An 18202-nucleotide genomic window follows, 5' to 3' on the forward strand; every position below is an offset into this window, starting at 1 on the left:
GCGTGGTCATTGCGAGGAGGAACGACGTGGCAATCTGTTTTAAATGATGAATTTTAAATTTTGAATTGAGATGTCTCCCTTGGGAAGATTATTATTAGAGTGAGTAATTTTTGCTATTTTTAGAATCTAAACCTTTTCCATGAAACACCTTATCGCTTTCCTGTTGTTATTCTCCGGTATTTATTGTTATTCACAATCAGATTCTTTGGTTTCTTACAAAGACATGGTTATAAATGCCGATAATCTTTATGCTATCAGTGATAATGGAAAACTGGCTGTGTGGAATCTTAATACACTGGAAAAACAAATAATTGATACCGATACCGTTACTTATACAGCTATTAGCAAGGATAGAAACGGAGTCATTCATCTTGGGTCTAAAACGGGTTTTCTTGCCACATTTGATCCTAATACTTTTCAAGTCAGAATAGTTTCAAAATTAAAGGTTAAACATTCTAAACAGGTTTATAATATCTTTTTTAATTCGGATAATAAAATGTTTGTTGTAGTTGAGCCAGGTATATATGATCCTGTTAATAATAAATTATGGTCTGACTTTAAAATTAAGCCTGTTTCCGGAGTAGGATATGCCAGTGCTCCTAAAAGATTTCTGTTCTTTAATTACAGTAAAAAACCAAAATATTTTTTTAGAATTCCAACTTATACATTTATAGATAGTGCTAACAGAATTTGGTTAGCAACATATAGGGGCGAATTTGGAACTATACTCAATGTTTTTGATGCTGATAATGAAAAAGAAATTAATAAATACTATTTTGAAAATTATGGACTCATAGGTGTGAGGTCGTTTTTTGAGGATAATGAACATAATGTTTATATAACATCGTGTATACAACATTTTTCTAATTATGGAAGTATTTATAAAATTACAGGCAGCAAAAGCATAAAGATTTTTGACACTCATGATTATGGTGGAAATCTACCGGAAGAAAATATGTTTATAGGTCCTGGTGCTTTTAGCCTTAAAGAAAATAAACTCTATTTTTCTACACAACTTGGTGTGTACAGGACGGCGGTGCCCCATGAAAATCAAATAAAAGACTTTGAATTAGTTTTTTTAACGGAGCATAAGAACATTATTAAAATGGAATTTACTCGGGACAACAGGCTTATATATCTCACCTCCATAAATGGTATAGGTATCTATGACGGTAATAAGAACGTAATGTTAAAGTAAGCTTTCGTCTACTTATTTACCACCAGTTTTTTAAGTATGGTAACTTGCCCCAGGTGGTAATGTGTATGCTCAATAATACCATGCAGGTTACGGAAGTAACTACCATATTTGGCATCGGTAAAGTCCTGAAAGAAAACGCTGTCGTCGAGTTTTTCTATTTCATTGGCAAACTGTTCGGCTTCGGTAAGGACTTTGGTCACCAATTGCTGCCATTGTTCCCCAGAGGTTATTTCGGGTACGTCAAAACTAAACTTGTCATGAGCCTCGAGCGCACCACCCTGCAATACTTTTAAGACTGCGCTTACATAATAGTTTACATGGTAAACCAAAGCTGCAATGGTATTTAAATCTTCTGTTTTTTGTGTTGCCTGCTGCCAGGTTACGTTTTCCAGCGTGTTTTTAAGGTTAACACAGGTCCAGTTTCCGCCAAAGTGTACGTCGCGAAAGTGTTTTGCGATTTGTTGTGCTAAAGTCATAACAGTTAGTTTGGTAGCGTAAAAATAGTGAATCTCTTTTGTTCATTTGTCTTGAAACAAAAGAACCAAAAATTCAAGGCTATGGTTCCTTAGGCTAAAAATTACTGCATTCGGCTAAACCATCCGAACTCGGCTTCGCCTCAAACAGCGGATGCTTCTTAACGCCTCGTTTGTAATTTTCCTAACGCCACAGAGCCTGATGCCGGAGCTTCACTCTGATGTATCTGTTGCGTATTATTCGTTACGGGTACGAGTTCCCCTCTTGAGAGGGGTTAGGGGTGTGTCATTGCGAGGTACGAAGCAATCTGTATAATGAAAACCTGAGATTACCGCGCTTCATTGCATTACGCTCGCAATGACAGCCCATTGCGACTGAATACTGCTTACTCCAGTCCAAGTACTTTCTTATTTTCATCACTTATCTCCCAGGTATCCATTACATCGAAGTTCAATAGAATTACTCTGAGATTAAGATCTTTATATTCTTTAGCAGATTTGTACCAGTTAAATGAGGTTTCGTTTATACTGTTGCCTGCAAACTTAGCCCATGATATTACTATATAGCCGTCGTAAGCTGTGGCCGTTTCTTTATCTTCTTCAATAAAAGAGATATAATATTTTAGCCAGTCGCTTACAGGTTCTTCCTTTTTATTGACTTTTACGTCGTTTATCTTATGTAATTTTTTTAAAGTTTGCGAGCAGTTATCTCCGTTAAGTTTTACGCTTTCGCCCTTGCTGTTAAAAAAGTAAACTGACGGGAATTCGTTCTTACCGTTTTGTAAAAGATATCCCCAGGCATCAAAAATACGTAATGTACTAACATCTTTTTTATCGTAATTTACAGCATTATCGTCAAGGTATTGTAAAATGCTTTGTTGGCTTTCGTAGGTGTAAGGCGATTTTTTTTCCTGACTGTTTACTGTTGAGAATGTTAGCAGCAATGCTACTGCTATTAAGGTGTGTAGTGATTTCATTGCAAATTTTATTGTGATGTAAAAATAGTGAATCTTTTAATTATTCTTTTGTCTTGAAACAAAAGAACCAAAAATTCAAGGCTATGGCTCCTTAGGCTAAAAATTACTGCATTCGGCTAAACCATCCGAACTCGGCTTCGCCTCAAACAGCGGATGCTTCTTAACGCCTCGTTTGTAATTTTCCTAACGCCACAGAGCCTGATGCCGTGAGCTTCACTCTGATGTTCTGTTGCGTATTATTGGTTACGGGTACGAGTTCCTTCTTGAGGGTAACTATATACTATTTCCCCTTTGGGGGTTAGGGCGCTATCCTTACTCTAGCTCGGTAATCCTTACGCAGGGCAAACCAGTAGCGCATCATAATGCTGTCCCATTCGTCGGGGGAGCGGCCTATGAGTTCCTTAACGCGTTCTTTGGGGATAATACCCTGCTTACCGTCGCGGTCTATGTCCTTTAGTTTTACCTGTTCCATTTCTTCGGTTACAGTTTGCTGTACATGGTGGTTGTCACATACTTCGCCTGCATGCCTGTTTACAATCATTTCAGCCATTTTTATAGAACACTGGCTCTTCAGGTTGTCGTAATTGGGCTTTACATAGACATTGTTCTCACGGACTTCCAATGGCGAAGAATTATTTACAAACCCCTTGCATTTAAGAAAGTCTACCACGCCACCGCCCACACCGTCTTCGTCGGCAATCGTGTTAGTGGGGGCAATACCGTATTTGGACTGCAGTATTCTAGCCCTGCCCACAACCACATCGAGCCCCGACTTTGCAATTTCTTCCCGAGCTATGCAAACCCAGCCGTGCCATACTCTTAAAATGGTTTTGTCCTTTCCCTTACGGGCAACATCTATGGTTAGGTATTTGGCGCCTTCAGGCTTTAGGTGTATGGGGTTAAAATAGTCGGCAATACTGTCATGGTCAATTAAGGTGGCAGGATCATCGTCATACTCCCAGTTGCCGTAGTACAGCCTTTCCCTGCTGTTTTTGTCCAGCCGAAGCAACGACTTTAAATAACTGGGGTGCAGGTGCGGATTATCGGTAGGTAACGATTGTATAAACCTGCGATAGGGCGGGAGGGCATTATCACGGGCGGGTTTGTAAAACTCCTTATACGCCCAGTTTTTAGCAGGGTTACAACTGCCCAGCATTTTTGGGATTAGCTTGTATTCGTTGAGTTTGTATCGGATGCGCGACTTTACGATTTGCCATGCCGGATAGGCTACCTGGCTGCATTCGTCTATAAATGCGCCGGTGATTTCGAGAGAACCCAGCGAGTCAAAATTCGGGTCGGAAGGGTAGAGGAACAGGTCTTTAAGGATAATCTCGCTGCCGTTTTTCCATAGTATGATATGATCGGCTGACTTATAGGTAAACTGACTGCCCAAGCGTAGTTGTGCGGCCAACTCAAAAAAGGTATTGAGCGTGGTTTCCCTAAGTGTTTTCAGCTTGCTGCGCCCCATAAGCCAGCGCGTGCCGGGATGGGTAAGGCACATTTCCATAAGCCATAGGCAGCCCAGGGCACTCTTGCCGCCACCGGCTGCCCCGCCATACAGTACCTCTTCGGTAATATTGTCTTTAAGGTAAAATATGGCGTGTTCCTGCTTAATCAGCAGTTTCATGGGGGTTTAGGCCTGAGCCCAGGTTTAGGGTTATACTTTTAGCGGAGTCGGTATCATCGTCGTCATACTTATCGCTCCACTGCTGCGGATTCCTGTTCTTTAACCAAAACTGCTGACTACGGAAGTCGGCCGGAATGTGTTTTTCCACCTCTACAATCTCCACGCGTTCCTTTTCCACGCGCTTACCGTTTTCGTCATAATACACCTCTTTGCATTTTATGGCCTGTTTGGTAGTGATAATCCTGTCCAGCGTTGCCTGATACAGCGATGCGGCAACCTCCATGTCGGCTGCCTTTTTACCGCGAAGTACAGCCTGGTTAAAGTCGGTGTGCTGTTTTTTCCAGTTGGCTAAGGTGCTTTTGCAAATACCAAAGAATGAGGCAAGGTCTTTATCGGTAGCGCCCAGCAGGCAAAGTTTGTGTGCCTGATCCGGGAAGTTGGGATTGTAAAGGGTTTTGGGTTTTCGGGTTGAAGCTTTGGCTTCGGGCATGGTAATGGGTTTTGGGAAATATTGTTTTTAGATGTGAGATAATAGATGATAGATTTGAGATTGTCATTGCGAGCGGAATGCAATGGAGCGCGGCAATCTAATATTGTTTACTGTTGTACAGATTGCTTCGTCGTTCCTTCTCGCAATGACGGTGTGAGTTGTCATTGCGAGCGCAATGCAATGGAGCGTGGCAATCTATTGTTAAGTTTTTGGGACAGATTGCTTAGTCGTTCCTTCTCGCAATGACAGTACGCGGCAATCTAAAACAGTTCGTCATCAAAGTAAATGTCACGCCATTCTGGGTTAAGACTTTCAATCAATTGAATCTTTTTGAGCCTCGAACCTGCTTTTATTTGTTTTTCGCGTGCAATTGCATCTCCTATCATTTGAAACTGTTCAAAATAAACCAGTTTGTTGAGATTGTATTTTGCTGAAAATGAATTTGGGAAAATCTTATTCTTATGCTGTTTAATTCGGTCGGCTAAATCTGAAGTAACGCCAACGTATAAGGTAGTGTTATTGTAATTTGTAACAATGTAGATATATCCGGGTTTCATTAAGGTAAGGTTGAAGATGCAATAATAGGACTTTTTTAGATTGCTTCGTCATTCTTCCTCGCAATGACTGTATGAGTTGTCATTGCGAGCGGAATGTAATGGAGCACGGCAATCTATTGTTATGCATTATGGAACAGATTGCTTCGTCTTTCTTCCTCACAATGACAAAACTGTAACACCCAACCCTTTCTGTAAGGTAGCCGTATGATATACTCAGCAGATTACGGCCGCATCCAGTTTTTTATGGATGGAAAGGGAGGATGTCCATTGTTAACTTCTTGGTTGGTGTAGGCTATACCCATCCATTGCAGTAGGGGCAGGCCTATATAGTTTTTTCCGGTAAACTGTTCTATGTACCATTGTGAACAGTTTTTGTACCCATCTTGATGGAATACAAACTCTGGCGGAATGTTAAGGTGTGTAAGTGCTGCATACGACCAGAGTATGGCCGCTATTTCTTCGCCCATTTCGGGCCAGCTTTCCGGCATTTTATCTGTACCCATAAGCCTGCGCAGGTGTGGTTGCGCCACAGCTATATGGCCGGCTTCATGCAGTATGTCGCCGGGATATTTTAATTTGTCAGGATCTACATAAATAACGTTTTGCCCCAGCTCGAGTCCCGGAAGGAAAGTTGTTGCTGTAAGGGGGCTTTCAGCTACCCCAATCCCAACGGACTCAAGAAAAGGCAGTATGTCCCTGTAGTATGAATATGTTGTTATATCCATGTTGCAAACCTACTTTTAAAGCTTTATTAAATAGTAGGTGTTTTTACCTGTTTTAGTAAAACAGGTAATTTTACCTGGTGGTGGTTTTGAGGTATATTTTTAATAATTAGCAAGTTGTATTTTTTTGCTATATTGTAATCATGAAAACTATACGCCTTACCCTTATCGTTTTAGCAGTTACCTTTATCCTTTCGCTGATTTCCTTTTTTCATTACGGAGCCTATACCTATTCAGGGTTTTTACTGTATGATATTGAAACTTTCTTTATACTAAGCCTTAATATTGTTGTACTTCATTTTTATAATAAACGATTTGGTAAAATACCGGTTGCATGGCTTTTTAAGCTCGTAGCGGTATTAATGTTATTAAGTGCCCTGTTTTGTTCGTGGAATGTATGCCAGAAGGACGGCTACATAAGGATTTTAAATTTATTGGGCATTAAGTATTCTGCTGCTTCAATGGGGTATAGTTTTTATTTGTACACGTTTATAATAATGTACTGGGTTAATTTAGTTACCAGAGTCCTTGAGGTTATAGCGCTATTTATATTACTGGGCTTTACAGGCAAAAATCTAATTGCGGCAAGGAGGAAGGCAAGCCAAATTTAATATTGCAATTATATTAAAAACAGTATATTAGCCACATGACACTAGTGCGATTTACCGTGATTACCTTTGCATTAGGCCTTGTTTTAGGGGTTGTAATGTTCTTTCAAAGGGATAAGTTTTCTGCCATAGATGCCATTGCGGTTGCCGCTTTGCTGTGTAATGTTTTTTTGCAACGTAAGCTTCTTAAAAAACTGAATCGTGTACCCTTTTCCTGGGGTTTTTACGGTATTAATATTTTGTATGTGGTGTACTTTTTATGTACCACACATTATATTTCCTATAATCCGCCAAGCAGCTACATACGCCTTTTTGAAATTGTAGGGTTGCAGGGTCCGCAGGAACTGTGGGTGGTGTTTTTTGTAATAAGCTATTATGCCTTTTTTACCGCTGCTTTTATAGAGCTTGCTATAGTAACTTTGTTTTTAGCCAAGTACCGCGAAATTAAAGTTTCCTGATAAGAGGTTAAGTTTTGATTTTTAGATTGTTATGATTTGGTTAATAAAAACAGGTAAAAATATTAAGACCTTATTGCGGTAATTACTTACCTATACTCTTTTAGGCTGATTTATATTAGCTGTATGAATTTACTACGCTTTACAACAGTCACATTTGTTTTTTGCCTTGTACTGGCAGTTATAATGTTTTTCCAGTGGGGAAAGTTTTACATACTCGATGTTTTTGCCCTTTTTTGGTTGGGCTATAATATTGTTTTACAACAACGGTTTTTAAAAGAGCTTAGGCGTATACCTTGTTCTGCAGGGTTTTTTGTAATAAACGTTTTGTTTGTAGCCTACTTTTTAACGACTACCGAGAATATAACTACCCCTGTTTTTAAAAGTTATATCCGTATATTTGGGATAATGGGCAAAAGCATTCCGCACGATGTATGGCTAACCTTTTTAATTGCGAGCCTTTCGGCATTAATTTTAGCCGTATTGCTGGAACTGGTAGTTATGTTTTCGGGGTTTAAGGCTTTTCGCCAAAGCAACTCATTTTAAAAAGTATGGAAGAAGTTTTCAGTTTTTTGGCACAAGTCGTTTTTGAGTATATTTTTGAATCTGTTATCATCAGAAGAAAATAATGGTTTTACTCAGGTTTACATTAATAGTATTTGTGTTTTGCCTTTACTTTACCCTTGTTATAATTGGAAAGTATAAATATTATATGCCCTATGATATTGTTGCATTATGTTTTTTACTGCTCAATGTTTTACTGCAATACCTTTATAAGCTTAAAGAATTGAAGTTACCGTTTAAAGTAGGATTTTATGTTGTGCCTGTTTTATTGTTAGTGTACTTTTCTTTAGCTTCATGGTTTTTTCTAAAGCCTTTTAACGGATATCATACCCGCATATTTGAAATTTTTGGTAATAACACTCCGAAAGAGTACTATTGGCTGTTTTTTGAAATTTCTACTTACTCATTTATATTGGCCTTTGTAACAGAAGTTGTTACTGTTTCCATTGCTTTGTGGAGGTTTCGTAAAAGATGATATGTTCTTTTGTCTTGAAACAAAAGAACCAAAAGTTCAAGGCTCTGACTCCTTAAGCTAAAAATTATTTCCATCGGCTAAATCATTCGAACTCGGCTGTCGCCTCAAACACCGAATGCTTTTTAACGCCTCACTTATAATTTTCTTTACGCTACGGAGCCTAATGCCAAGCTTCACTCTGCTGTTATAACTCTAAGTATTCCTCTCTTGAGAGTTATGAGGGTGTCATTGCGAGGCACGAAGCAATCTGAAATCAAATAACAAGATTATCAAATCAACAAATCGAAATACTCCAAAAACCTTATTAACAAAGGGTGTTGAAATATTTAATTGTTAAATGTTGAAGTGTTTTGTTAATCTAAAGTTAAATTTACTATATTAGCCCTAACTAACTTAAACTGAGGTGCTATGAACTTTAGATCGCTTATTGAGGTACTTTATGATATTGTTCGTTTTGAGATTAAAGAACACCGTAATATCAGATTATAGTCCTTAACCATTTTTCGAAAAATCTTACTACCGTTAATTTATGTGTTTGATTATTAAGCAATAACCAGGCACATGAGTTAACTTTTTTTGTTTAAATTAGTCTTTAATGGCAGATTTACTATCAGAGTTTGTAACAGTTTTCTTTCAGGAGGTACTTTTTACTTATCCCGGAGCATTTGTGCGTTGGATTTGGTTTAAACGTAAAAGTAAGTTTATGGAAGTCGTCAATCAGGATACAATCTATAATTTCCTTATAAGTTTCTTTATTGTTATTGGCATAGTGCTGCTTATTGTTTTTGTTTAGTTGTATGAATGATGTTCTTTTGTCTTGAAACAAAAGAACCAAAAGTTCAAGGCTGAATAGCATGTTGTGTCATTTCGATACGCAGCGTAGCGAAGTGAGACACGAGGCTCAAAGCCGAACGGATGAAATAAATCTCAAATAATAAGGGTTTCTCCTGTCATCATAAGAACAATAAAAAAGAAAAAAAACAATATGTCAAAGAACGGTTGTCAGTTGGATGTCTAAACATCACTAACTGACTATAGAGATAAGATTGCTTCGCTGTGTTGCACTCCGCTCGCAATGACGGCACGCTACGTTGCCTATCTGAAGAACTGATCACTGCATAACTGAATACTGCTCACTAATACCTGCTGCTTCCGGTAAAAATCCTCTTTATGTTTTTAGAATAATTAAACTCGGCGTGGCTTTTAGTGTCACTGTGTGTGCGTTGCGACTGCTGTTCGGCGAGCTGGCAGCGTTCTTCAAAATACTCACGGAAAAACGACAGCACCTTGGGTATGGTAAGGCTTTCGTAAAATTCGCCATAAGTGCCGCTTATTATCTTTTTAAACAAAAAAGTAAGGTCGCTGATTTTAAGGGAGTAATAGGTCTCGTTAATTTCTATGGCACACAGCTCGATCTGGTCTTCGGTCATGGGCTTGTTAAGGTTAAGGATGTCGTTTAGGTACACCAGCCAACCCATGGTAAGCCCTATGGCAAAGTCTTTTGTTTTTTCGCGCTGTAGTGTGCCCAGTGTGGGTGCAGGAGCGTTTAGCGCTTTGTCTATGGTGGTAAGTTTGCCGCTATGGCGCATGCAGTTAACCGGACTGTAGACGCTGAGCAATTTTTCGCTTGAAGTCGTCGCTATACTTAACTTTCGACTTTCCGGCAGGTGGTTTTCCCGCATTGCCTTGTGGTTTCAGTTCAAATAGTCCTTTCCAGCCTTTGCCCATGCTTTGGTGCAGTATGGCTATGGCGTTGGTTTGCTGTCCCTGTGCCAGGGAGTTTAGTTCGGCCAGTGCGGCCTGTTCGCTTTCGGGGCTATGGTAATTTTGGCGGTGTTCTTTGTGGCGGTAGTTTTTCCACAATTGCCATTGGGTGGCAAACTCGGCCGAAGTGTAGGGAAGGAGTACAGTTGGTTTTTCTCCCATACCCTCTTTTCCTTTTTCAATTACATTTACATCTTCAATTTCAATTTCATTTTCCATATGTTTATCATATGTAGAAGATATGTTATTTGTATTTGAATCAGAATTTGTAGTTTTTGATTTTCTGTTTTTACGTCGGGATTCACTATAAGCTCTTCTTTTTGAGATGCTTTCGGCAATCCATTCTATCTGAAAACCTTCAGGGGTTTCCTTTAGCACTTGTTTTAATTGTTCTATTTCTGAACCGGAAAGGCTTTTTGTGAAGAAATTTAATTGTACGTGTGTTATACATATGTTTCTCATATGTTCACACATAATTCTATCATAAACAACCTGTACAGGTTCAGTTAAACATTGTATATCGCGTAAATAGTCTCCCGGGTAAAATAAAAACGCAGGATCTTTCATTAGACTCTTACAACATTGTCAATTATTACGTTGTTGTAAACACCTTTAGATCCGCTAATGTGAAATTCAAGGTCGGCAACATCGCCCGGAAGCATGTCGTTAAGCAGTTCGATTTTTGTACCTACAGCAGATGGGTAAAACAATTTACCATCTTCCTGTTCAAACTGCATTTGTTTAATGGCTGTTCCTTTTTTTGTGGTTTTTGTATCGCCTACAGCTACTACGATACCTCTTATTTTGTATTGCATGGTTGTGGGTTTTAAGATTTAATAATTTAAATATTTAACGATTAATGGTGTCCCTTTGCGGGGTAGGTGTTTTTTAATTTTAAACGTTCAGCAATTCAATCTTATAAAAATGAAATTAACCATTTATGCTTTAACGATTTCTCAAGTAAATGTTAAAAGTTGTTATAAAAACTAAGTTGTTAAGAACCTAATTATTTAGGTACTGAGTTCATCATACACAGCCTGTTTGCCATGTGGTTAAAATCGAGCGTACCTACCTCTTTTTTGGTGAGGTTTACATACACTACCGTTGGGGCAAGGTTTGCCAGCGCATGAAAAAAGTCGGCGGCATTCTTGTTGTCCTCCAGTTCGGTAAGGTCAATTTTGTTTTCGTTATCGTCCTTAAAAAGGTTTTCCAGTTGGTCTAATATCTTATTAGTGTATTCTTCCTGTTTTGTTTTCATGTTTTCGATTTTAAAGGGATTAGTGAAAAGGCATAAGTTATTCCAGCCCATATGCCAGTTAATTGTTTTATTATCTCAATACGGGTGCAACCGATTGTGCTACCAGGTTGTTGTACTGTATGCCACTGTTTTTGGATATCTTTCCTTCCAGCATTACGCTCACCTGTATTTCGTCGTTTTCTTTCAGTCCGTGAAGGTCATCCATTTTACGTCCGCGAAACTCCACAAAGGCCCTTTGACGATGATCGGGGATAATGGTTACTACTTTTTTTTCGTGTCCGGCTGTGTTGCGGTACTCAATGCTTTCAATGTTTCCTGTAATTGTCATGGGATTTAGATTTTAAAGATTTAATGATTGAAGAATTATTTGAAGTTTCAGGTTTGAGTGTTCCCCTCTTGAGAGGGGCAGGGGTGTGTAAAATCCGAAATAAATACCTGTTACCCCGCAAGGGCATACTGCTCGCTGGCGGCTTTTTCAAATTTTAGGGAAGATTCCAGCTGATTAAGCAGGATAATTTTTTGGGAGTGGTATCCCTTTAACTGAGAAGTAAGTTGAGTGATATCGGCATTGCGCTGGTCTTCCAGTTTAAATACCGAATAATAGGGAAGGTTTTGCAGTGAATCTATTTCCTGTTCGCATTCGCAGATAAGGCGGTTAAGAGATTCGAGTTGGCTGATAAGGTTTTTCATGGTGTGGCATTTTTTAGTTGATTTCTTCTGAGACTTTAAGATGACAGATAATAGAAAACAGACAGTTGATTGAGAGTCTAATGTCTTTTATCTTTCAGTCTTTATTCTGTTATACTAAACCTGCTGTCGCTATTAAAGTGTAGTATTGCACTTTTTTCTATGGTGCAGGCAGTATACTTTGTGTAGCGAACGTTTTGGTTGTGTGCTTTTTGTGTCTGCTGCTGTAAAGCGATTTTTGTGTAAAGCTCCCGTAAATGGTGGTTTATCGTGTTTCTGTTCTCTGCAATATAGGTGTAGTTTTCAATATCCTGTTGTGCTTCATACGAACTTAAATAATGGTTATAGGCTTTCTTAATTTCACTTAATTCCACAATTTCATGTGGAATATTGTTGTTTATGTGCATTTAATGTGTATCTTTGCTCAAACATCGAGTACAAAATTAAGTGTAATATTCCACATTTACAAATTCAAAAGTGTAAAAAATCACTTTTAACATTCAAAAGTTATTAACAGCTACGATAAAGTATTGAGTATGGACGCAGTAGAGATAAAACAAAAACGCGAGGAGCTTGGGCTAACCCAAAAAGAGCTTGCCGACCTGGTAGGTGCCAGCCGCGAAACGATTATTAATTATGAGAAAGGAAAACCCATACCCAAGTCTAAAATAGAAATACTTAATAAGGTGCTTTACAGCAACACTGCCTACACTACTATAGTAAGGAGCAGCGAAGTGGTTAAACTACCTGTTGATTTTGAAAATAAAAACGGAAATAAGTTTATTGAGCTGCCTAACGGACAGTTCTACATGCTTATGCCGCTTGCCGACTTTAATGTGCAGGCGGGTTTGCTGAGTAATTATCAGGATGCCGACTTTCTTATGGATTTGGGGCAGCACGGTATATTGGTCGATAAGCCGGTGCAGGGCCGTTATGTTGCCTTTAAGGTTAACGGCGACAGTATGGACGACGGCAGCAGCAACGCCATTAGCCGAAACAGTATAGTTAGCACCCGCGAGCTGCAGCGCCAGCACTGGGTAAACAAGCTGCGTTATCGCGATTTTCCGTACTGGGTTATTTACACTACCCAAAGCAAGATGCCGCTTCTTAAAGAGATTATTGAGCACAATACCGAAGAAGGTTATATTATGTGCCATTCCCTAAACGACAGCCCTGAGTTTACCGACTTTAAACTTCATGTAAACGATATTCAGGCATTGTTTTATGTTATTGATGTAAACAGGAGTGTTAGTAAGAAGGTGGTGTATTAGTGTTTAGGAATCAGTTTTCAGTTCCCCTCTTGAGAGGGGCAGGGGTGTGTCATTGCGAGGCACGAAGCAATCTGCAGCTTACTGCTAATGCCTACTGAATACTTCTTCTTTTGTCTTGACATAAAAGAACCAAAAAGTCAAGGCTAAGATTCCGTAACCAAATAATAAAAGGTGCTGCTATATAGCAGCACCTTATAATAACTATTATTTTAGAGCTAACCGTATTGCCTGCTCAACAGGGCTAAACGCTGTGTTATTCCCTTCAATCCTTAATTCAGATTTTAATAATAAAGGAGGTTGTGCCATAAATTTTGGTTCGGTTCCTTTATGAGCCTGTGCTGAATGTACCAAAAAGGGATGGCATAAGTAAACAGTGCCGGCTTTACCTGTGGCAAGAACAGTTTCTCTTTCAGGTAAATTGTTTATACTGTTAGCTATTTCCATGAATGAGAGTCCTTCATCTCCGTAATCATTCAATAATCCTGCAACGTCCAGGTGTGAACTTTTATAAATAATTGTTGGAGCATCATTTTCTTCCACATCAGAATAGAGCACAAGCATTAATAAAGCTCTTCCTTTTGATTTTATATTGGCTCTCCATTCAAAATAATTGTTTGGATCAGTTCCGGGAAAACTTACATCAACATGTTTTCCGGTGTCATTTGGCTCTTCAGAAGAAGGAAACCTTATAGGAAATGTACCTACACTCATACAGGGAAGCCATTTACCTTCACCAATCAGTTGGTTGAAGGCATTATAAAGTTTTGGTGTGTTTACCGATTCAATAAATGGAGGGTTTGTGTACATACCCAAACGTATTACAGGTTGGGTCCACGTTTTTGGATCTCGCCTGTTAAAAGGTATATCTGTCCATAGTATATTAATTGCTTCGTGGGCAGTTGTTGCAGAAAATGCATTATTAATACGAATGAATCCTTCTTGTATAAATTGTTGAATTTCTTCTTTATTTAAATGATATGACATAATAATATAGTATTAGTGTACCCTAAACACTAGGATATCAGATTGTAAATAAAATATATAGGAAACCTGCATCACAAATTAAAGTGATGGAAATGCTAAGAAATAGCGGGAAGAAATTATTATAACATTACTGTCATTCTCATAAAGCAAATATATGTTATTATTAATAAATCTTAATATTGTAATTGGATTTTCGCACTACATTGCACTCCGTTCGCAAAGACAACTTTTTTGTGTTTTGGTAATCTCGGAAACCTCAAAACTTCGTATGAAAAATTTTACTATTTTCATGTACAATTTTGTAACTTCTCTTACAGATATTATAATTTATTTTGCGGCATGTTCACGATAAGTTAATAATAGTATTTGCCATGAGTTTTGATTACGGGAAGTTTGAAAAAGATCTTGAAACAGGCTGTAACGAAGCCTACAAGGAGTTCTTAAAAGAGTTTAACAGCGACAGCACGTATATTTCTGCCGGAGGCGGAAAGCTGGAAGCCTTTATTGAAGGATTACAAAAGGAATTTGATAAAACAAAAACCTTTTACCTTAAAAAGCATAAACTTGAAAATGACCCCGAAGCACGCCGCCGAGCACTGACTGTTGCCAAGCAAAGCGCTAAAAAATGCATCGAGGAGTTTAGCCGAATTCAATAATTTAGTATACACACACTTAACAAAAGTCCTGAGTTTTCTTCAGGGCTTTTTTGTTTTTTTCCATTTCGACCGAAACGTAGTGAAGTGGAGGCACGAGGCTGAAAGCCGAACTGATAAAATAAATCTTTAATCTGTTTATTTATTGAGATGTCTCCCTGCATCTTCTTCTTTTGTCTTGACACAAAAGAAACAAAAAGTCAAGGCAATGGTCCCTTAAGCTAAAAATTATTACACTCAGCTAAACCGTCCGAACTCGGCTATCGCCTCAAACAGCGGATGCTTCTTAACGCTTCACTTATAATTTTCTTCACGCTACAGAACCTAATGCCTTAGCTTCACTCAGTTGTTATACTGTTGTGAGTTCCCCTCTTGAGAGGGGTTAGGGGTGTGTCATTGCAAGGGACGAAGCAATCTTTTCCATTTCGACCGAAACGTAGTGAAGTGGAGAAATCTTTAATCTGTTTATTTATTGAGATGTCTCCCTGTGCTCGCAATGACAGGGAAATAAACAAACTGCCTACTGCCTACTGAATACTTATTTCCCTAACAAAAAGAAATACCTATTTTAGCGCATCTTAAAAAATGTTATGAAATATACTTTTAAAGCGCCTTTGCGCACCCTGCTTAGGCTTGTTTTATATACAGTTGTGCTTTTCGTTTTTCTGTATGTTTTCTCCATAATGCAGGTAAGTAACTATAGCTTTATTGCTTTGGCTGTGCTTGTAATATATATAGTAGCCTTTAAAAGGCTTACCAGTGTGAGTATAGATACCGCTGCTAAAACACTTACGGTAAATTACCGGGGCATACTTCAGTTGGCTACCTATAGCTATACTATTAATTATGTGAAAGCCGACTGGACTTCTGTCGATGAAAAATCGTTTAGCCTTAAAGAGGAAGGAAAAAAGACAATAACGCTTACGCGTGAAGCTATTGGCGCCCATAATCTGGAGGAGATAGCGACTGTTTTAATAAAGTCGGTCGAAGAAGGGTATGAAGCCATTCCTGCCATTTGTCCGGTTTGTGGTAATACTGAGGTGTCGGGGCTGCTTCAAAACAGGGTTTCTTTTATAACAAAAGGAGCAGAGTGCCAACGTTGTTATTTCTATAACGAAGATATGGTAAATGAAAAGCAGGATGATTTTTTGATGTGGTCAAGGCAAAATCTGTTAGACGGTGCGCAAACCTATATGAGTGAAGGTTACTTTAAAAATGCCGATGAGCTTATAGAAGGTTTTAAAAATCTTAAACAGCTTGATGTAACACTTTGGCCTGCCGATATAGTAAATAAGAATCCAAACTGGACCTCAGAATTTAATGAAGAGGAGGTAAGGGGATATTTTAAGAATAACGATTAATCATCAATCATTGCCTTATATTTATTCCTGCGAGAGAAAATCCTTATATTTATTGCCTTCAAAACCAAACATAAATGATTAAAAAACTACTTTTCTTATTTGTTTTTACCACAATAGGGCAACTTGCAAATGCCCAGCAAAATATAGATAAACACTACATAGAGCAGCATTATCCGGGATGGTATATTTTACACGACAGTAATGCAGAACCCGAATGTAAAGAGTTTGAAGAAGGCACCCGCTGCCTTAACAGGCACATTGAGGAGCTTGCCCAGGTAATAGAAAATATGGTAGCGGCAGCACCAACCAAAAAAAACCTTGACTGGAAAGCCCGTTGTGAGGCAAAGGTGAACAAACACATGAAGAAAGTAGACGATTCTCCTGCAAAAGATCTTATGCGTTTGGCTTATACCCGAGATATATATAAGGAGTACCTTATAGATTTGGTTAAAAAAGTACATTAGTATTTCCCCTCTTGAGAGGGGTAGGGGTTTGTCATTGCGAGGCACGAAGCAATCTGCTTCTTCTTTTGTCTTGACACAAAAGAACCAAAAAGTCAAGGCTCTGGTCCCTTAAGCTAAAAATTATTACACTCAGCTAAACCATCCGAACTCGGCTATCGCCTCAAACAGCGGATGCTTCTTTACGCTTCGCTTATAATTTTCTTTAAGCTACAGAACCTAATGCCTTAGCTTCACTCAGTTATTATACTGTTGAGTGTACGTTCCTCCTGTCATTGCAAGGCACGAATCAATCTAATGTTCCTTACGACTGAACACTGAACACTTTTTCCAGTTTCAACTAAATCATTATATTCGCAAAAACTAAATTACCATTATGAAATTACTTAAAACAGTACTGTTTGTGTTTGCTATGTTTTTATCGGCAAATGCTTTTGCTCAAAAAAAGGTGGAAACCACTGTTATTAAAACTGCTATTTACTGCGACCATTGTAAACAATGCGAGTCGTGCGGAGACCGACTTAATGTTGGACTTCTTAAAACTAAAGGTGTACAAATGGTGGTGCTTGACGAAAAAGCAATGACAATTACAGTAACCTACAATACGAAGAAAACCGATTTGGCTACCATAAAAACGGCGATAAGCAAATTAGGTTATGACGCCGACGATGTTAAGGCTGATGAAGTGGCTTATGATTCGCTGGACGGTTGCTGCAAAAAATAACACTATTATATATATATAGGTATAGAAGCACAGATTTTTTCTGTGCTTTTTTTATTTTATATAAATATTAGATTAGGAGGTGTCATTCCGATACGTAATGAAATGGAGTGAGGAATCTCAGTTAAATCATTATATTTGAATATGACCTCATATTATGAAGAACATCACCTTACTTAGTTTGTTTTTACTCTTGGTTTCTTGTAATAATAAGGAGCAGCTTGAAATGCTTCATAATGAAACTACGGATTTTTACAGAATAAAACCACAAGCTGAACCGAAACCTCAGGAAACAGCATTAAAAGAGGTTATGATACTGGATACCGTAGGGCTTAAAAAATTTTGGGCAGGCTTTCAAAAAGATATTTTTTCAGCAAACAAACAAGGAGTAGCCAATAGGCTGGATTATCCTGTAAGAGCTATTCATCCGGTAATATTTAAATATTCCTATAGCTGTGACACTATTGCTTATATTAAAGATGAGGAAAAGTATGCTGATGTAGATATCTATAAGAGTGATATGCCCCGTTGTTTTGATTTTATTTTTGATGACGTGCTTAAAAACATCATTTCAAGAATTTCTTATGAAGATTTACTTCAAAAAGGACACCGTAATAAAGAGGTAAATGCCATCTCCTATCATATTTTTCCCAAAGACTACATGAAGGTTCCGTGTCCAAACGATCATAATATGCAGTTTTACTTGCATGAGGAAAACGGAAAATGGAGTATATCAATAGGCGGACTGTAGTTTGAGTATCAATTTACTTATCAAATATCCAATAGTAATAAATACATTATATATATAATAGAGTAGGTTATTAAGCCTGCCACGCATGGGCGTGGTCATCCTTACAAAGGAAGGATCTCAGGGTGTGAGTAAGCGGTTCCCCTCT

Annotated in this window: 25 protein-coding genes; 11 read left to right on the plus strand and 14 right to left on the minus strand. The window is 38.3% G+C overall.

Features of this window, described 5'->3' with window-relative positions:
* Nucleotides 1-139: 139 nt before the first annotated feature.
* Nucleotides 140-1198, plus strand: a complete 1059-nt coding sequence (locus NU09_RS05740) for a hypothetical protein (RefSeq protein WP_129750304.1) — start codon at nucleotides 140-142, stop codon at nucleotides 1196-1198.
* A gap of 8 nt (nucleotides 1199-1206) precedes the next feature.
* On the opposite strand, the gene NU09_RS05745 is transcribed toward NU09_RS05740, so the two are convergent.
* The 6 genes from NU09_RS05745 to NU09_RS05770 all read right to left on the minus strand — a co-directional run bounded on the left by NU09_RS05745 (nucleotide 1207) and on the right by NU09_RS05770 (nucleotide 6047).
* Nucleotides 1207-1674 (minus strand): DUF1572 domain-containing protein, encoded by a 468-nt coding sequence (locus tag NU09_RS05745; protein ID WP_129750305.1) that lies wholly within the window; start codon nucleotides 1672-1674, stop codon nucleotides 1207-1209.
* 383 nt (nucleotides 1675-2057) lie between these two features.
* Nucleotides 2058-2648, minus strand: coding sequence for a hypothetical protein (locus NU09_RS05750; protein WP_129750306.1), 591 nt, complete (start codon nucleotides 2646-2648; stop codon nucleotides 2058-2060).
* Between the two features lie 298 nt (nucleotides 2649-2946).
* Nucleotides 2947-4275 (minus strand): phage terminase large subunit, encoded by a 1329-nt coding sequence (locus NU09_RS05755; RefSeq protein WP_129750307.1) that lies wholly within the window; start codon nucleotides 4273-4275, stop codon nucleotides 2947-2949.
* The gene (locus NU09_RS05760; RefSeq protein WP_129750308.1) at nucleotides 4259-4765 is read right to left on the minus strand and encodes a hypothetical protein; all 507 of its coding nucleotides are present in this window, start codon (nucleotides 4763-4765) and stop codon (nucleotides 4259-4261) included. The genes NU09_RS05755 and NU09_RS05760 overlap by 17 nt, the downstream gene beginning before the upstream one ends.
* A 260-nt stretch (nucleotides 4766-5025) precedes the next feature.
* Complete coding sequence (locus NU09_RS05765) at nucleotides 5026-5322, minus strand: GIY-YIG nuclease family protein (RefSeq protein ID WP_129750309.1); 297 nt, start codon at nucleotides 5320-5322, stop codon at nucleotides 5026-5028.
* 221 nt (nucleotides 5323-5543) lie between these two features.
* Nucleotides 5544-6047 (minus strand): hypothetical protein, encoded by a 504-nt coding sequence (locus NU09_RS05770; protein ID WP_129750310.1) that lies wholly within the window; start codon nucleotides 6045-6047, stop codon nucleotides 5544-5546.
* Nucleotides 6048-6187: 140 nt separating this feature from the next.
* On the opposite strand from NU09_RS05770, the gene NU09_RS05775 reads away from it, so the two are divergent.
* The 4 genes from NU09_RS05775 to NU09_RS05790 all read left to right on the plus strand — a co-directional run bounded on the left by NU09_RS05775 (nucleotide 6188) and on the right by NU09_RS05790 (nucleotide 8939).
* A complete protein-coding gene (locus NU09_RS05775) occupies nucleotides 6188-6655 on the plus strand; it encodes a hypothetical protein (RefSeq protein ID WP_129750311.1) in 468 nt (155 codons plus the stop codon).
* A 35-nt stretch (nucleotides 6656-6690) separates the two neighbouring features.
* A complete protein-coding gene (locus tag NU09_RS05780) occupies nucleotides 6691-7110 on the plus strand; it encodes a hypothetical protein (protein WP_129750312.1) in 420 nt (139 codons plus the stop codon).
* Between the two features lie 123 nt (nucleotides 7111-7233).
* Nucleotides 7234-7653 (plus strand): hypothetical protein, encoded by a 420-nt coding sequence (locus tag NU09_RS05785; protein WP_129750313.1) that lies wholly within the window; start codon nucleotides 7234-7236, stop codon nucleotides 7651-7653.
* Between the two features lie 1088 nt (nucleotides 7654-8741).
* Entirely contained in the window at nucleotides 8742-8939 is a 198-nt protein-coding gene (locus tag NU09_RS05790; RefSeq protein ID WP_129750314.1) for a hypothetical protein, read from the plus strand.
* 343 nt (nucleotides 8940-9282) lie between these two features.
* On the opposite strand, the gene NU09_RS05795 is transcribed toward NU09_RS05790, so the two are convergent.
* The 7 genes from NU09_RS05795 to NU09_RS05825 all read right to left on the minus strand — a co-directional run bounded on the left by NU09_RS05795 (nucleotide 9283) and on the right by NU09_RS05825 (nucleotide 12262).
* Nucleotides 9283-9735 (minus strand): hypothetical protein, encoded by a 453-nt coding sequence (locus NU09_RS05795; protein WP_129750315.1) that lies wholly within the window; start codon nucleotides 9733-9735, stop codon nucleotides 9283-9285.
* 4 nt (nucleotides 9736-9739) lie between these two features.
* A complete protein-coding gene (locus tag NU09_RS05800; RefSeq protein ID WP_129750316.1) occupies nucleotides 9740-10372 on the minus strand; it encodes a hypothetical protein in 633 nt (210 codons plus the stop codon).
* Nucleotides 10373-10476: 104 nt separating this feature from the next.
* Nucleotides 10477-10725 carry a hypothetical protein gene (locus tag NU09_RS05805; RefSeq protein WP_129750317.1) on the minus strand — a complete coding sequence of 83 codons (249 nt, stop codon included), beginning with the start codon at nucleotides 10723-10725 and terminating at the stop codon, nucleotides 10477-10479.
* A gap of 191 nt (nucleotides 10726-10916) precedes the next feature.
* Nucleotides 10917-11168 (minus strand): hypothetical protein, encoded by a 252-nt coding sequence (locus NU09_RS05810; RefSeq protein WP_129750318.1) that lies wholly within the window; start codon nucleotides 11166-11168, stop codon nucleotides 10917-10919.
* A 70-nt stretch (nucleotides 11169-11238) separates the two neighbouring features.
* Nucleotides 11239-11496: a hypothetical protein gene (locus NU09_RS05815; protein ID WP_129750319.1), complete on the minus strand. Its 258-nt coding sequence runs from the start codon at nucleotides 11494-11496 to the stop codon at nucleotides 11239-11241.
* 110 nt (nucleotides 11497-11606) lie between these two features.
* On the minus strand, nucleotides 11607-11858 hold the full coding sequence (locus tag NU09_RS05820; RefSeq protein ID WP_129750320.1) for a hypothetical protein: 252 nt from the start codon (nucleotides 11856-11858) through the stop codon (nucleotides 11607-11609).
* 101 nt (nucleotides 11859-11959) lie between these two features.
* The gene (locus NU09_RS05825) at nucleotides 11960-12262 is read right to left on the minus strand and encodes a hypothetical protein (RefSeq protein WP_129750321.1); all 303 of its coding nucleotides are present in this window, start codon (nucleotides 12260-12262) and stop codon (nucleotides 11960-11962) included.
* Between the two features lie 129 nt (nucleotides 12263-12391).
* Here NU09_RS05825 and NU09_RS05830 point away from each other — a divergent pair, with 129 nt between their 5' ends.
* Nucleotides 12392-13126 (plus strand): helix-turn-helix transcriptional regulator, encoded by a 735-nt coding sequence (locus NU09_RS05830; protein WP_129750322.1) that lies wholly within the window; start codon nucleotides 12392-12394, stop codon nucleotides 13124-13126.
* 204 nt (nucleotides 13127-13330) lie between these two features.
* Here the strand turns inward: NU09_RS05830 and NU09_RS05835 are convergent, their stop codons facing one another.
* Nucleotides 13331-14110, minus strand: coding sequence for a phytanoyl-CoA dioxygenase (locus NU09_RS05835; protein ID WP_129750323.1), 780 nt, complete (start codon nucleotides 14108-14110; stop codon nucleotides 13331-13333).
* Between the two features lie 371 nt (nucleotides 14111-14481).
* Between NU09_RS05835 and NU09_RS05840 the strand changes: the two genes are divergently transcribed.
* The 5 genes from NU09_RS05840 (at nucleotide 14482) to NU09_RS05860 (ending at nucleotide 18057) form a co-directional block, all read left to right on the plus strand.
* Entirely contained in the window at nucleotides 14482-14766 is a 285-nt protein-coding gene (locus tag NU09_RS05840; RefSeq protein ID WP_129750324.1) for a hypothetical protein, read from the plus strand.
* Nucleotides 14767-15353: 587 nt separating this feature from the next.
* Complete coding sequence (locus tag NU09_RS05845) at nucleotides 15354-16124, plus strand: hypothetical protein (protein WP_129750325.1); 771 nt, start codon at nucleotides 15354-15356, stop codon at nucleotides 16122-16124.
* A gap of 74 nt (nucleotides 16125-16198) precedes the next feature.
* Nucleotides 16199-16588 (plus strand): hypothetical protein, encoded by a 390-nt coding sequence (locus NU09_RS05850; RefSeq protein ID WP_129750326.1) that lies wholly within the window; start codon nucleotides 16199-16201, stop codon nucleotides 16586-16588.
* A 373-nt stretch (nucleotides 16589-16961) separates the two neighbouring features.
* Entirely contained in the window at nucleotides 16962-17309 is a 348-nt protein-coding gene (locus NU09_RS05855) for a cation transporter (protein ID WP_129750327.1), read from the plus strand.
* Nucleotides 17310-17463: 154 nt separating this feature from the next.
* Nucleotides 17464-18057 (plus strand): hypothetical protein, encoded by a 594-nt coding sequence (locus NU09_RS05860; RefSeq protein ID WP_129750328.1) that lies wholly within the window; start codon nucleotides 17464-17466, stop codon nucleotides 18055-18057.
* The last annotated feature ends 145 nt before the right edge of the window (nucleotides 18058-18202 follow it).

Source organism: Flavobacterium beibuense, assembly GCF_004151245.1.
GTDB lineage: Bacteria > Bacteroidota > Bacteroidia > Flavobacteriales > Flavobacteriaceae > Flavobacterium > Flavobacterium beibuense_A.